Annotated in this window: 16 protein-coding genes and 1 tRNA gene; 2 read left to right on the plus strand and 15 right to left on the minus strand. The window is 65.5% G+C overall.

Annotation, left to right across the window (positions count from 1 at the left end):
* Positions 1-106 precede the first annotated feature (106 nt).
* The 6 genes from LRH25_RS28605 to rpsO form a co-directional block, all read right to left on the minus strand.
* Positions 107-191: transfer RNA gene (locus LRH25_RS28605), tRNA-Leu, on the minus strand.
* Between the two features lie 267 nt (positions 192-458).
* Positions 459-848: a preprotein translocase subunit SecG gene (gene secG / locus LRH25_RS28610; protein ID WP_141284695.1), complete on the minus strand. Its 390-nt coding sequence runs from the start codon at positions 846-848 to the stop codon at positions 459-461.
* A gap of 60 nt (positions 849-908) precedes the next feature.
* Positions 909-1,649: a triose-phosphate isomerase gene (gene tpiA, locus LRH25_RS28615; RefSeq protein ID WP_141284693.1), complete on the minus strand. Its 741-nt coding sequence runs from the start codon at positions 1,647-1,649 to the stop codon at positions 909-911.
* Positions 1,650-1,688: 39 nt separating this feature from the next.
* Positions 1,689-2,681 carry an NAD(P)H-quinone oxidoreductase gene (locus tag LRH25_RS28620; protein WP_141284691.1) on the minus strand — a complete coding sequence of 331 codons (993 nt, stop codon included), beginning with the start codon at positions 2,679-2,681 and terminating at the stop codon, positions 1,689-1,691.
* 10 nt (positions 2,682-2,691) lie between these two features.
* A complete protein-coding gene (gene pnp / locus LRH25_RS28625) occupies positions 2,692-4,971 on the minus strand; it encodes a polyribonucleotide nucleotidyltransferase (RefSeq protein WP_141284689.1) in 2,280 nt (759 codons plus the stop codon).
* Between the two features lie 212 nt (positions 4,972-5,183).
* Entirely contained in the window at positions 5,184-5,453 is a 270-nt protein-coding gene (gene rpsO, locus LRH25_RS28630) for a 30S ribosomal protein S15 (protein ID WP_141284687.1), read from the minus strand.
* A 463-nt stretch (positions 5,454-5,916) separates the two neighbouring features.
* On the opposite strand from rpsO, the gene LRH25_RS28635 reads away from it, so the two are divergent.
* The gene (locus LRH25_RS28635) at positions 5,917-6,366 is read left to right on the plus strand and encodes an Hsp20/alpha crystallin family protein (RefSeq protein WP_170200710.1); all 450 of its coding nucleotides are present in this window, start codon (positions 5,917-5,919) and stop codon (positions 6,364-6,366) included.
* A 12-nt stretch (positions 6,367-6,378) separates the two neighbouring features.
* On the opposite strand, the gene tsaD is transcribed toward LRH25_RS28635, so the two are convergent.
* Complete coding sequence (gene tsaD / locus LRH25_RS28640) at positions 6,379-7,416, minus strand: tRNA (adenosine(37)-N6)-threonylcarbamoyltransferase complex transferase subunit TsaD (protein ID WP_141284684.1); 1,038 nt, start codon at positions 7,414-7,416, stop codon at positions 6,379-6,381.
* 215 nt (positions 7,417-7,631) lie between these two features.
* Between tsaD and LRH25_RS28645 the strand changes: the two genes are divergently transcribed.
* Positions 7,632-7,829, plus strand: coding sequence for a hypothetical protein (locus LRH25_RS28645; RefSeq protein WP_231012989.1), 198 nt, complete (start codon positions 7,632-7,634; stop codon positions 7,827-7,829).
* A 127-nt stretch (positions 7,830-7,956) separates the two neighbouring features.
* Here LRH25_RS28645 and fdx read toward each other — a convergent pair whose 3' ends face one another.
* From fdx to iscR, 8 genes are all read right to left on the minus strand, one after another.
* Positions 7,957-8,295: an ISC system 2Fe-2S type ferredoxin gene (gene fdx, locus LRH25_RS28650; RefSeq protein ID WP_141284680.1), complete on the minus strand. Its 339-nt coding sequence runs from the start codon at positions 8,293-8,295 to the stop codon at positions 7,957-7,959.
* Between the two features lie 40 nt (positions 8,296-8,335).
* Entirely contained in the window at positions 8,336-10,195 is a 1,860-nt protein-coding gene (hscA, locus tag LRH25_RS28655) for a Fe-S protein assembly chaperone HscA (protein WP_141284678.1), read from the minus strand.
* Between the two features lie 33 nt (positions 10,196-10,228).
* Positions 10,229-10,747 (minus strand): Fe-S protein assembly co-chaperone HscB, encoded by a 519-nt coding sequence (hscB, locus tag LRH25_RS28660; RefSeq protein ID WP_141284676.1) that lies wholly within the window; start codon positions 10,745-10,747, stop codon positions 10,229-10,231.
* The gene (locus LRH25_RS28665) at positions 10,744-11,256 is read right to left on the minus strand and encodes a GNAT family N-acetyltransferase (protein WP_141284674.1); all 513 of its coding nucleotides are present in this window, start codon (positions 11,254-11,256) and stop codon (positions 10,744-10,746) included. Before LRH25_RS28665 ends, hscB begins: the two co-directional genes overlap by 4 nt.
* A 145-nt stretch (positions 11,257-11,401) precedes the next feature.
* On the minus strand, positions 11,402-11,725 hold the full coding sequence (gene iscA, locus LRH25_RS28670) for an iron-sulfur cluster assembly protein IscA (RefSeq protein ID WP_141284672.1): 324 nt from the start codon (positions 11,723-11,725) through the stop codon (positions 11,402-11,404).
* A gap of 1 nt (position 11,726) precedes the next feature.
* Positions 11,727-12,146, minus strand: coding sequence for a Fe-S cluster assembly scaffold IscU (iscU, locus tag LRH25_RS28675; protein ID WP_141284670.1), 420 nt, complete (start codon positions 12,144-12,146; stop codon positions 11,727-11,729).
* Positions 12,147-12,267: 121 nt separating this feature from the next.
* Complete coding sequence (locus LRH25_RS28680; protein WP_141284668.1) at positions 12,268-13,488, minus strand: IscS subfamily cysteine desulfurase; 1,221 nt, start codon at positions 13,486-13,488, stop codon at positions 12,268-12,270.
* 124 nt (positions 13,489-13,612) lie between these two features.
* On the minus strand, positions 13,613-14,146 hold the full coding sequence (iscR, locus tag LRH25_RS28685) for a Fe-S cluster assembly transcriptional regulator IscR (protein ID WP_141284715.1): 534 nt from the start codon (positions 14,144-14,146) through the stop codon (positions 13,613-13,615).
* Between the last annotated feature and the right edge of the window lie 45 nt (positions 14,147-14,191).

The raw sequence follows: 14,191 nt of genomic DNA on the forward strand, positions 1-14,191 counted from the left end.
CCTCTGGCAAGAACCAGAAAAGCAGAACCTAGCGCGCCCAGTTTGTCCCCTGTTTTACCAGGGCGCCCGGCAAGGCGCCGGATGAAGGCCTTGCCGAAAAACTTCTTGGTGCCGACGGCGAGACTCGAACTCGCACAGCTTTCGCCACTACCCCCTCAAGATAGCGTGTCTACCAATTTCACCACGTCGGCACATCTTGTTCGTCACCGCGGCGCTTAACAGCCAGTCAACTGTCTGTTGCGCACCACCGGCAGCTTTCGGACTTGCTCACCCGGCCCTTTCAGGCCAAGTGCTGCTGGCCCAGCAGCCCTGAAACTTCTTCTGAACCACAGCCCGAGAACGAATGCCCAAAGCCTGATTCATTGATCACTGCGCGTGAGGAATAGCGCCTTGACCAGCCTCAGATTCTAGCCCGAAATAAAAGGGCTTCCTAGGGTTTTCGCCTGCTTCGCACCAACTCAGTTCGCGCCGCTGGCAGCCACGCTGGCCGGTGCTGCCGCAGCAGGCACGCTGGCCGAAGACTCGCCCGTCGGGATCTGCGGCGCGCTCGGTGCGGCGGGTGCAGCACGCTCCAGTACGCTGGCACCCTCCACCGGGGTGGCACGGCCCACGCTGTTGGACATGAAGGCCAGGCCAAGCGTGGCGACAAAGAAGACCGAGGCGCAGACGGCCGTGGTGCGCGACAGGAAGTTCGCACTGCCGGTCGCACCAAACAGGCTGCCGGACGCGCCGGAGCCGAACGATGCGCCCATGTCGGCACCCTTGCCGTGCTGCACCAGCACCAGACCGATCATCACGATGGCGGCAACCATCTGCAACACCACCAACAGGTTCAACCAGATATGCATTTGGGAAAAACTCCAGGAATGACTTGATTCTTCTTCAGCGTGGGCCGGGCTTGTGCCGGGTCAGCCCGCCGCACGGCAGATGGCGACAAAGTCGGCAGCCTTCAGCGCAGCGCCGCCGATCAGCCCGCCGTCGATGTCCGGCTGGCCGAACAGCGTGCTGGCGTTGTCAGGCTTGACGCTGCCGCCGTACAGCAGCGTCATCGTGTCGGCATGCGCAGTGGCAGCCTGCAACTGGGTGCGTAGCAGCGCATGCACCGCCTGGGCCTGTTCCGGCGTGGCGGTGCGGCCGGTGCCGATCGCCCAGACCGGCTCGTAAGCCACGACCATCTCGCCAGCGCAGTGGCCCAGCGTGTGGATCACGGCCGACAGCTGGCGCTTGACCACCGCATCGGTTTCGCCAGCCTCGCGCTGCGCCAGGGTCTCGCCCACGCAGACGATGGGCGTGATGCCATGCGCCAGCGCTGCCTTGGCTTTGTCGGCCACAAGTTGGTCGCCCTCGGCGTGATAGCCGCGGCGCTCGGAGTGGCCAACGATCACGTAGCGGCAACCGAACTCGTGCAGCATGGCCGCAGACACTTCGCCGGTGTAGGCACCCTGCGCATGCGCCGAGCAATCCTGCGCGCCCCAGCGAAGGTCGCTGGCGGCCAGCGTCACCGCGGTTTCGGACAGGTACGGAAACGGCACGCAGACCGCCAGGTCGCAGCCGAACGGCCCGGCAGCACGGATGCCGGCCAGCAGTTCGGCATTGGCCTGATGGCTGCCGTGCATCTTCCAGTTGCCCACCACGAGTTTGCGTCGCATTGTGTGTTCGTCTCTCTGTTGCTCAAGGAAAGGCGGCCCTCAGGCCGACCAGTCCAACACGATCTTGCCCACGTGCTGACCAGACTCCATCAGCGCGTGCGCCGCAGCCGCCTGGGCTGCCGGGAACACCTTCTCGATCACGGGTCGAACATGCCCCGCCTCGATCAGAGGCCAAACCCGTTCGCGCAGCGCCGCGGCAATGCGGCCCTTGAAGGCCACCGAGCGTGGCCGCAGCGTCGAGCCGGTGATGGTCAGGCGCCGGCTCAGCAAGGCGCCGGCGTTGAACTCGGCCTTCACGCCACCCTGCACCGCGATGATCGCAATGCGACCATCGTCGGCCAGGCAGGAGATCTCGCGCGCGACGTAGTCGCCCGCCACCATGTCCAGCACCACGTCCACGCCACGGCCATCGGTCAGGCGCCGCGCTTCAGCTGCAAAGTCGGAAGTGCGGTAGTTGATCGCATGGTCAGCACCCAGCTTCAGGCAGGCGGCGCACTTGTCGTCGCTGCCCGCCGTCACCAGCACCTTCGCCCCCAGGGCTTTGGCCAGCTGGATCGCCGTCACGCCAATGCCGCTCGTGCCGCCCTGTACCAGCAGGCTTTCGCCCGGCTGCAGGCCGGCCCGGTCGAACACGTTGGACCAGACGGTGAAGAAGGTCTCGGGCAGCGTGGCCGCCTCGATGTCGCTCAGGCCCGCCGGGACCGGCAGGCACTGCGCGATGGGCACGACGCACAGCTCGGCATAACCACCACCCGCCACCAGCGCGCAAACCCGATCACCCAGACGCCAGCCAGCGGCAGCCAGCTCGGCCGCGTCGCCGCCGACGATGCTGCCTGCGACCTCCAAGCCAGGCAGGTCGGACGCGCCCGCAGGTGGCGCATAAGCGCCCTTGCGTTGCAGCACGTCCGGTCGATTGATGCCGGATGCGCCGACGCGCAGCAGCAACTCACCAGCCGCCGGCTGCGGGTCGGGACGCGTGGTCTCGACCAGCACTTCCGGGCCGCCGAAGCCTTGGATTGCGATGGCGCGCATCAGCCTTGGCTTACTGCTGTTGCTGCTGTTGTTGCTGGGCTTCGCCCTCGCCACCTTCGGCGGGCACGGCATCCGGGCGCTGCTCGGCGCGCTCGCGGCGCGGACGGTCAGGCCGGTCGCCACGGTCGCTGCGCGGCGGACGGTCGCCGTATTCACGGCGCGGAGCACGCTCAAAGCGCTCTTCTTCCATGCCTTCCGGACGTTCCTGCAGCGCCTTCATCGACAGCTTGATGCGGCCCTTCTCGTCAGTCTCCAGCACCTTGACCTTGACCACTTGGCCTTCGGTCAGGAAGTCGGTGACCTTCTCGACGCGCTGGTGCGCGATCTGGCTGATGTGCAGCAGGCCATCCTTGCCCGGCAGGATGTTGATCAGTGCACCGAAGTCGAGAATCTTGGTGACCGCGCCTTCGTAGACCTTGCCGATTTCGGCTTCGGCCGTGATCTCTTCGATGCGCTTCTTGGCGTGGGCCGCCTTGTCGCCATCGGTCGAGGCGATGGTGATGGTGCCATCTTCCTCGATGCTGATCTGGCAGCCGGTCTCTTCGGTCAGCGCACGGATGGTGGCGCCGCCCTTGCCGATCACGTCACGGATCTTCTCCGGATTGATCTTCATCGTGTACAGGCGCGGTGCGAATTCCGACAGCTCGGTCTTGGCGGTGCCCATGGCCTCGACCATCTTGCCGAGGATGTGCATGCGGGCTTCCTTGGCCTGGGCCAATGCAACCTGCATGATTTCCTTGGTGATGCCCTGGATCTTGATGTCCATCTGCAGCGCAGTGACACCAGTGGTCGTGCCGGCCACCTTGAAGTCCATGTCGCCGAGGTGATCTTCATCGCCCAGGATGTCGGTCAGCACCGCGAAGCGGCTGCCGTCCTTGATCAGGCCCATGGCGATGCCAGCCACGTGCGCCTTCAGCGGCACACCCGCATCCATCATCGACAGGCAGCCGCCGCAGACCGAAGCCATCGACGAGGAGCCGTTGGACTCGGTGATTTCCGAGACCACGCGAATGGTGTACGGGAAGTCTTCCTTGTTCGGCAGCACGGCGACCAGCGCGCGCTTGGCCAGGCGACCGTGGCCGATTTCGCGGCGCTTCGGGCTGCCCACGCGGCCGGTTTCGCCGGTGGCGAACGGGGGCATGTTGTAGTGCAGCATGAAGCGTTCGCTGTACTCGCCAGCCAGCGCGTCGATGGTCTGCGAATCACGCTCGGTGCCGAGCGTGGCCGCGACCAGCGCCTGGGTTTCACCACGGGTGAACAGCGCAGAGCCGTGCACGCGCGGCAGCACGCTGTTGCGGATCTCGATGGCGCGCACGGTGCGGGTGTCGCGGCCGTCGATGCGCGGCTCGCCGGCCAGGATCTGGCCGCGCACGATGCGGGCCTCGATCTCGAACAGCAGGCCTTCGACTTCAACCTTGTCGAACTCCAGGCCGTCGGCCTTCAGCGAAGCCAGCACGTTGCTGGTGACGTCGCGGCAAGCCTGGGTGCGGGCCTGCTTGGAGCGGATCTGGTAGGCGGCGCGCAGCGGACCTTCGGCCAGTTCGTTGATCTTGGCGATGAACGGCTCGTTCTTCGCCGGGGCTTGCCAGTTCCACACCGGCTTGCCGGCTTCGCGCACCAAGGCATGGATTGCGTTGATCGCGACCTGGCTTTGCTCATGGCCAAACACCACGGCACCCAGCATCACGTCTTCGGCCAGTTGGTCGGCTTCGGACTCGACCATCAGCACGGCGGCTTCGGTGCCGGCCACGACCAGGTCCATCTTGGACTCGGTCAACTGGGTCTGACCCGGGTTCAGCACGTATTCGCCGTTGATGTAGCCCACGCGTGCAGCGCCGATTGGGCCATTGAACGGAATGCCGGAGATCGACAGTGCGGCGCTGGTCGCGATCAGTGCGGCGATGTCGGCCTGGACTTCAGGGTTCAGGCTCAGCACATGGATGACGACCTGGACTTCGTTGAAGAAGCCTTCCGGGAACAGCGGGCGGATCGGACGGTCGATCAGGCGGCTGGTCAGGGTCTCGAGTTCGCTCGGACGGCCTTCACGCTTGAAGAAGCTGCCCGGGATCTTGCCGGCAGCGTAGGTCTTCTCGATGTAGTCGACGGTCAGCGGGAAGAAATCCTGGCCCGGCTTCGGATCGTTCTTGGCGACCACGGTGGCAAGTACCACGGTGTCTTCGATGTTGACCAGCACGGCGCCGGTGGATTGGCGCGCGACTTCACCGGTTTCCATGATGACCTGGTGTTGGCCCCACTGGAAGGTCTTGGTGACTTTGTTGAACAGACTCATGTTATTGGTCTCCTTGAGAGGGACTAGCACGCTTTCGGTGGCGCTTTTGGACCGGGAGTCAGACGGCGTCGGGCGGGATGCCATTCCAACGGGCGGCGGACTGCAGCCGCCTGTTGGAATGACACAGCAATGCCCCGATTCCGGTTGGCTCCAAAAACAAAGAGCCTGTGCTGGCGATGGTTCCAGACAGGCTCTTGGTCACTGATGGGAGATTACTTGCGCAGGCCCAGCTTCTGGATCAGCGCGGTGTAACGGTCGGCGTCCTTGGCCTTCAGGTAGGCCAGCAGGCTCTTGCGCGAATTGACCATCTTCAGCAGGCCACGGCGGCCATGATGGTCTTTCGCGTGGGTCTTGAAGTGGGGAGTCAGCTCGTTGATGCGAGCAGTCAGCAGGGCCACCTGGACTTCAGGCGAGCCGGTGTCGGCTGGGCCGCGAGCATGGGCCTGGACGATGTCAGACTTCTTCATTTCAACCACGGACATGGCGATTTCCTTTGTTTTGGAATGCCGCCGCTGCCTTCGATCAATCGCGAAGCAGATCAACGGTTTCCGGTTTTAACTTGCGGTCGCGGGTGAAACCGACCCACGCCGTGCGATGCATCCGGTCCTCCGGCAACCAACGACTTCAGCCCCAAAGCTTTGCACGTCAGTCGCCACAAAAGGCGGAAGCCAAAGATTATAGCCCGAAACGATTTCCCGCCCGATGGGACACCGCAAGCGTGTTCGCACTTGCCAGCCGGGCACCTGGCGTCCAGGGCGCCCCGATCGGCTCGCGATGGCGGCGCAAGGCCTTGTTTCAAGCTGGTTGGCGGCATATTTTTGCCGCGCCGTGCAAGGCCTTGAAATGCATTCGGCCGCTGCCAACTGCAGCCACAAGGGACGTGAGCCCGCCGATTCCCGGCGCAGCCAGACAGCCCGAATTTCATTGATCTTTCAGGAGTTTCACATGCTGCTCGTTCCGCTGACCCGCACCACCGCCCGCACCTCGCCACTGGGCCGCGGCATTGACCGCGTGGTCGATGACACCTTGAACCGCCTGCTGGGCATGACGACACAAAACCAGGACAACACCCTCAGCCCAGCGCTGGACGTGAGCGAATCCGACAAGGCCTACAGCGTGCAGCTGGACCTGCCCGGCGTGCGCAAGGAAGACATCAAGATCGCCGTCGAAGGCCGCCGCGTGCGCATCGAAGCGCCGCTGCCGGCCGCGCCTGCGGCCGAAGAAGGTGTGCGCGTGATCTACCGCGAGCGCACCCTGGCCAACTTTGCGCGCAGCTTTGTGCTGCCGGTCGAGATCGACCAGACCAGCTCGCAAGCCAAGCTGGAGGCCGGCGTGTTGACCCTGACGCTGCAAAAGCGCCAGCCGACCGAAGCCTCGCAGCTGACCGTCAGCTGAATTTGAGGATCCTCAGGCTGCGCCGAGTTCCCAGCGCGGCCTGACCTCGAAGCGATAGTCGCAGTTGGGCCGGGCCAGCCCGGCCTGCAGACGCATCGCCGCGGCCATTGCGATCATCGCGCCGTTGTCGGTGCACAGTTCCAGCTCCGGGTAGTGCACGCGCAGCCCGCGGCGCATGGCCACGGCGTTCAGATCGCGCCGCAAGCGCGAATTGGCGCCCACGCCACCTGCCACCACCAGCCGCTGCAGCCCGCTTTCCTTCAGCGCCCGCAGCGACTTGCGCACCAGCACCTCGACGATGGCCGCCTCGGTGCTGGCCGCCAGATCCGCCTTTTGCTGTTCGCTGGGTACTGGCCCGAGCTTGCGCAGCGCGATCATCACCGCCGTCTTCAGCCCGGCAAACGAAAAGTCCAGGTTGGGCTGGTGCAGCAAAGGCCGCGGCAGGTCAAAGGCCTGGTCATCGCCTTGCTGTGCCAGCCGAGACAAGGCCGGCCCCCCGGGGTAACCCAGGCCCAGCAGCTTGGCGGATTTGTCGAAGGCCTCGCCGGCTGCGTCGTCAATGGTTTCGCCCAGCAAGCCATACTGACCGACGCCATCCACCCGCATCAATTGCGTATGGCCACCTGAAACCAGCAAGGCCACAAAGGGAAATTCCGGCGGATCGGCCGACAGGAAGGGCGACAACAGGTGGCCTTCCAGATGGTGCACACCCAGCGTCGGCTTGCCCAGCGCCGCGCCCAGCGCGCTGGCCACGCCAGCACCCACCAGCAAAGCCCCCGCCAAGCCTGGCCCTTGCGTGTAGGCCACGATGTCCACCTCAGCCAGCTCGGCCCCGGCCTTGGCCAGCACTTCGCGCGCCAGCGGCAATGCACGCCGCACATGGTCGCGCGACGCCAGTTCCGGAACCACGCCGCCATAAGCCTGATGCATTTGCACCTGGCTGTACAAGGCGTGGGCCCGCAGCACCGGCACCTGCCCTGGCGAACAAGTCACCAAGGCGACACCGGTTTCGTCGCAGGAGGATTCAAAACCCAGGATGGTGATGGACACGGCAAGCCTCAGTCGAGACAGAAATATTTTTCAGATGATCTGGCGCGGGACTGTGCATTTTCACGAAGTTTGTAGAGAATGGTCAGCGCCGCACCATAAGTGCGCACGTCGTTGCAGATTCAAAAACAAAGGTTGTTGGGGCCATGAAGGAATACAAGCTTGTTGCTTGGCCGGATCTTCCGGCCGAATTTCGTCGCACCGCTTACCGCCGCATGGTGAGCGAGCTGTCACAGCGCCATGTGACCGAGCCGCACCTGCAGAAGTGCAGCGGCGTGTCGACCACGGAAGTGCGAAACCTGCTGCAGTACCTGCAATCCCGCGAATTGCTGGAAGACCGGGAAGCCGAGCCGCCCAAGCCCAGCCGCTGGAAAGTGAGCTGGCCCTTCCACATCGGGCACAGCCGCGTCAGCTGAGGACTTTCGCCGAAGGGCATGACGCCCTGCCCGGCCAGCGTCCTTTTTGATCCGAACCGCTCAGTCGCCGCGCTGGCGCAATGCCGGCGTTCGCGGCGACTCAAGCGCCGCCATCACGCCTGTCGGCTCAGTGCCGTTCGCGTGCATGGTTGATCGTGTACTTCGGAATCTCGATCGTCACGTCTTCCTTGGCCAGCATCGCCTGGCAGGACAGTCGCGAGGTCGGCTGCAGGCCCCAGGCCTTGTCCAGCAGGTCCTCCTCGATCTCGTCGATCTCGCCCAGCGAGTTGAAGCCCTGTTTCACGACCACGTGGCAGGTGGTGCAGGCGGCACTCATCTCGCAGGCATGCTCGATCTCGATGTCATGGTCCAGCAAGGCTTCGCAGATCGAGGTGCCTTCGGGCGCGGTGATCTCGGCGCCCTGCGGGCACAGCTCGGCGTGAGGAAGGATGCGGATGATGGGCATGGTGTCTTGAAAGTGTTCAGCCGGCGGTGCTGCGCGGTGTTCAGAGCGTGTCCAGGCTGCGGCCAGTCAACGCGGCCTGGATGCCGCGGTTCATGCGCGCAGCGGCAAATGCCTCGGTGCCTTCGGCCAGCGCCTCGACGGCCTGGGTGATGCGGTCAGCATCGTCGCCAGCGGCGATTTCGGCCAAGGCAGCCAGCAGCCGCTGCAGTTCGGCGCCTTCTGCCTGGCTCAGCAGGTCGCCATCGGCCGCCATCGCGGCCAGCGTGGCCAGGCGCATGCGCTCGGCCTCGACCTTGGCCTCGCGCAGCGCACGGGCGCGCATGTCGGTCTCGGCGCTGGCAAAGCCGTCCTGCAGCATCTTCGCGATCTGGTCGTCGGCCAGGCCATAGCTGGGCTTGACCTGCACAGCCGCTTCGACACCGGAGATCAACTCCTTCGCGCTGACGCCCAGCAGCCCGTCCGCATCGACCTGGAAGGTCACGCGGATGCGCGCCGCGCCGGCCACCATGGGCGGAATGCCGCGCAACTCGAAGCGGGCCAGCGAGCGGCATTCGGAGACCAATTCGCGCTCGCCCTGCACCACGTGCAGCGCCATCGCGGTCTGGCCGTCCTTGAAGGTGGTGAAGTCCTGCGCCTTGGCCACGGGAATGGTGGTGTTGCGCTCGATGATGCGCTCGGTCAGGCCGCCCATGGTCTCCAGGCCCAGCGACAGCGGAATCACGTCCAGCAGCAGCAGCTCGTCACCGTCCCGGGCATTGCCGGCCAGCGCATTGGCCTGGATCGCGGCGCCCAGCGCGACCACTTCGTCAGGGTTCAGGTCGACCAGCGGCGGGCGGCCGAAATGCGCGCCGACGGCTTCGCGCACCGCCGGCATGCGCGTGGCACCGCCCACCAGCACGACGCCTTGCACCTCGTCCCGGCTCAGCTTGGCATCGCGCAGCACCTTGCGCACCGCAGACAGCGTGCGGTCCAGCAGCGGCCTGGTCAGTGCCTCGAACTGCTCGCGGCTCAGCGGCAGCGTCAGCTCGGTGCCAGACAGCACGACCCGCAGCGTGGTCTCAGCCGCATCGGTCAGCGCTTCCTTGGCAGCGCGGCTGGCGACCAGCAGGCTGCGTTTGTCATGCGCGCTGGCGAGCGTCAGGCCAGCCTGGGCCACGGCCCAGTCGGCAATCGCATGGTCGAAATCGTCGCCGCCCAGCGCAGCGTCCCCCCCGGTGCCGACCACCTCGAACACGCCGCGCGTCAGGCGCAGCAGCGAGATGTCGAAGGTGCCGCCGCCCAGGTCGTAGACGGCGTAGAGGCCTTCGCTGCCGTGGTCCAACCCGTACGCGACCGCGGCCGCAGTGGGCTCGTTGATCAGCCGCAGCACGTTCAGGCCCGCGAGCTGGGCCGCGTCCTTGGTGGCTTGGCGCTGGGCGTCGTCGAAATACGCCGGCACAGTGATCACGGCGCCAAACACATCGTCATTGAAGGTGTCTTCGGCGCGGAAACGCAGCGTGGCCAGGATCTCGGCCGACACCTCGACAGGCGTCTTGGCGCCCTGCCGCGTCTGGATCGCGACCATGCCGGGCTGGTCGATGAACTGGTACGGCAGCCGGCCGCGGCCTGTCACGTCGGCCAGCTTGCGGCCCATCAGGCGCTTGACCGAGACGATGGTGTTTTCCGGGTCTTCGGCCGAGGCGGCTGCGGCGTCCACGCCGATCTGGCGGCCGTTGCCCTCCAGGTAGCGCACGGCAGACGGCAGCATGGTGCGGCCCTGCCCGTCCGGCAGACATTCGGCCACGCCATGGCGCAGCGCGGCGACCAGCGAATTGGTGGTGCCCAGGTCAATGCCCACCGCGATGCGGCGCTGGTGCGGGTCCGGCGCCTGGCCGGGTTCGGAAATCTGGAGCAGGGCCATGGATCGGTACAGCGAAAGTCCGGGTTCTTGAATTCAACGGTCGTCCGCGTCCAGCCGGCGCGCCAGGTCGGCACGGAAGCGGTTCACGAACATCAGCGCACGCACCTGGCGGGCGGCTTCGGGGGCGTCATTGGCCTCGTCCAGCAGGCGACCGATGTCGGCCTGCAGGCGGCGCTCGTCGGCAGCAACCTCGTCGTCCAGCGACTGCACGGCCGCGGCATCCGGCGCATCGTCCAGCGCTTCGCGCCAGGCCATCTGCTGCATCAGGAAACCGGTCGGCATCGCGGTATTGCTTTCTGCCTCGATGGCCGCGCCACGCAACTCGCACAGGTACTGCGCACGGGCCAGAGGATCCTTCAGGCGACGGTAGGCTTCGTTGATGCGCACCGACCATTGCATCGCAATTCGCTGGGCGGCCGCGCCTTCGGCAGCGAAGCGGTCCGGGTGCACACGGCCTTGCAACTCGCGCCAGCGCTGGTCCAAAGCGGCACGGTCCAACGCGAAGCGGACCGGCAGACCGAACAGCGTGAAGTCGTCGTCCTGCAGGTTCATGCCGGAACCGGTGCCGAAAGCGCCAGCCGCTTTTCGTAGAACAGCGACAGGCCGTTGTCCGGGTAGCCACCGAAGGGCGCGCGGCGCTGGTAGCCACAACGCTCGTACAGGCGCACCGCCTGCAACTGGTCGCGGCCGGTCTCCAGCGTCGCCAGCGTCAGGCCATCGGCCAGCAGCCGGGCCTCCAACTGCGCCAGCAGTTGCTCGGCAATGCGCTGGCCGCGCATCTCGGGCGCCACGTACATGCGCTTGATCTCGCCATAGGCCTGGCCCGCCGTGTCAGCTTCCCCCGGCATGCGGCGCGTGGCGCCGCAACCCACCAGCCTGTCGCCCTGCGTGGCAACGAGGAAGTCGACCTCGGGCTGCAGCAGTGCGCTCACGTCCAGGATGTGGTTGTCCTCCGGCGCATACAGCGTGGCCAGGTAGTCGTCCAGCGCCGCCAGCAACGGGCCAACCTGGGGATGATCGGCGCGCTCGGGGCGAATGCTCACGGGCGAGGCGTGGGTCATGTCAAACAGCGGAAGTGGAGGAACGCGCGAAAGAGGCGCTTCAAAAAACCAAGAGCGCGGCCAGGGGGCTCCGCGCTCAGGATTGCCAGTTTTCAGAAACCGGCAGATTTTCGCCGCAACGCAGGCCGGTGGGCCCGCATGCACTTCAAACCCGGAAGGACTCTCCGCAGCCGCAGCGGTCTTTCTCGCGCGGGTTGTGGAACTTGAAGCCTTCGTTCAGGCCTTCGCGCACGAAATCCAGCTCAGTGCCATCCAGGTACGGCAGGCTCTTCGGGTCGATCAGCACCTTCACGCCGTGGTCTTCGAAGATCACATCGTCGGGCGTGATGTCGTCGGCGTATTCCAGCTTGTAGGCCAGGCCGGAGCAGCCGGTGGTCTTCACGCCCAGGCGCACACCCACGCCCTTGCCACGGCGCGCCAGGTAGCGCGTCACATGGCGCGCTGCGGCCTCGCTGAGGGTCACCGCCATGTCAGTTCGCTTCCGTGGCGACCTGCGGTGCCGAAGCCGCGGCGTGGCGAGCCTTGTAGTCGTCCACCGCGGCCTTGATCGCGTCTTCGGCCAGGATGGAGCAATGGATCTTCACCGGCGGCAGCGCCAATTCTTCGGCGATGTGGGTGTTCTTGATGGTCAGCGCCTGGTCCAGCGTCTTGCCCTTCACCCATTCGGTGACCAGCGACGACGAGGCAATGGCCGAGCCGCAGCCGTAAGTCTTGAAGCGCGCGTCTTCGATCAGGCCCGACACCGGGTTGACCTTGATCTGCAGCTTCATCACGTCGCCGCAAGCCGGCGCGCCGACCATGCCGGTGCCAACGGTTTCGTCGCCCTTGTCGAACGCGCCCACGTTGCGCGGGTTTTCGTAGTGGTCGATGACCTTGTCGCTGTATGCCATTTCGAACTCCTGTCTGTCTCTTGATCACTGCCGCGGGGCCAGCGCCGGGCCGCTCCCAAGCGGCCCCGCTCCCCCTCGGGGGGTGGCTGCGGTAGGCCCGCAGCCCGGGGTTGTCATGCCGTCAATGCGCGCTCCACTGGATGCTGGAGATGTCGATGCCGTCGCGGTACATGTCCCACAGCGGCGACAGCTCGCGCAGTTTGCCCACACGGTCCTTCAGCACGCTGATCGCGTAGTCGATCTCTTCCTCGGTCGTGAAACGGCCGATGGTCATGCGCAGGCTGGAATGCGCCAGCTCGTCGCTGCGGCCCAGCGCGCGCAGCACATAGCTGGGCTCCAGGCTGGCCGAGGTGCAGGCCGAGCCGGACGACACCGCCAGGCCCTTGACACCCATGATCAGCGACTCGCCTTCGACGTAGTTGAACGAGATGTTCAGGTTGTGCGGCACGCGGCGCGTCAGGTCGCCGTTGATGAAGGTCTGGTCGATCTCCGACAGGCCCTTCAGCAGGCGCTGGTGCAGCGCCGAGATGCGCGCGTGTTCGCTCGCCATCTCTTCCTTGGCGATGCGGAAGGCCTCGCCCATGCCGATGATCTGGTGCGTGGGCAGCGTGCCCGAACGCAGGCCGCGCTCATGGCCACCGCCGTGCATCTGCGCTTCCAGGCGCACACGCGGCTTGCGGCGCACGTACAGCGCGCCAATGCCCTTGGGGCCATAGGTCTTGTGCGAGGCCAGGCTCATCAGGTCGACCGGCAGCGTCTTCATGTCGATCTCGACCTTGCCGGTGGCCTGGGCCGCGTCGACGTGGAAGATCACGCCGCGCTCGCGGCACAAGTTGCCCAGCGCCGTGATGTCCTGGATCACGCCAATCTCGTTGTTCACGAACATGACCGAGGCAACGATGGTGTCCGGGCGGATCGCAGCCTTGAAGGCGTCGAAGTCCAGCAGTCCGTCTTCCTTCACGTCGAGGTAGGTCACCTCGAAGCCTTGCCGCTCCAGCTCGCGCATGGTGTCCAGCACGGCCTTGTGCTCGGTCTTCACCGTGATCAGGTGCTTGCCCTTGCTCTGGTAGAAGTGGGCCGCGCCCTTCAGCGCCAAGTTGTTCGACTCGGTGGCACCGGAGGTCCAGACGATCTCGCGCGGGTCGGCGCCGATCAGGTCGGCCACCTGCACACGGGCCTTTTCGACCGCCTCTTCCGCTTCCCAGCCCCAGGCATGGCTGCGGGACGCCGGGTTGCCGAAATGCTCGCGCAACCACGGCACCATCACGTCCACAACACGCGGATCCACCGGGGTGGTCGCGCCGTAGTCCATGTAGATTGGGAAGTGCGGGGTCATGTCCATGATCGGTTCTTCTTGCGCTTCAAATGCACGGCAGTGAGGGAAACAGTTGGCGCCGCAGGGCAGCACCATTCACCACGCCGGCCGAGCCGCCCAGCGGCCGGCGTGACGCAGGCTGGCGCCTGGCTTACTTGGAAAAGGCGTTGCCCAGCGCGAACACGGAGTTCGGCGCGGTGACCTTGATCGGCTTGACCACAGGCACGGTCGAGATGGCACGCTTGATCGGCGCCTCCTCGATCGACAGGCCCTTGTCCAACTGATCGTCAACCAGCTTGCGCAGGCTGATGGAGTCGAGGTACTCGATCATCTTCGCATTCAGATTGGCCCACAGTTCGTGGGTCATGCAGCGGCCGGCATCCTCGCCCATGCAATTTTCCTTGCCGGCGCAGCCGGTCGCGTCGATGGGTTCATCGACCGCGACGATGATGTCGGCAACGCTGATTTCCTCGGCCTTGCGGCCCAGCGAATAGCCGCCGCCAGGGCCGCGGGTGCTTTCGACCAGTTCGTGGCGACGCAGCTTGCCGAACAGTTGCTCCAGATACGACAAGGAGATTTGCTGACGTTGGCTGATGGCTGCCAGGGCCACGGGCCCGTTGTTCGAACGCAGCGCCAGATCGATCATGGCGGTTACCGCAAAGCGGCCTTTGGTGGTCAGACGCATGAGACTCTCCTGTCTACTCGGTTGGCGACACATGCCAGCGGAACA

The sequence above is a fragment of the Ideonella azotifigens genome, from assembly GCF_021043325.1.
Classification (GTDB): Bacteria; Pseudomonadota; Gammaproteobacteria; order Burkholderiales; family Burkholderiaceae_C; genus Ideonella; species Ideonella azotifigens.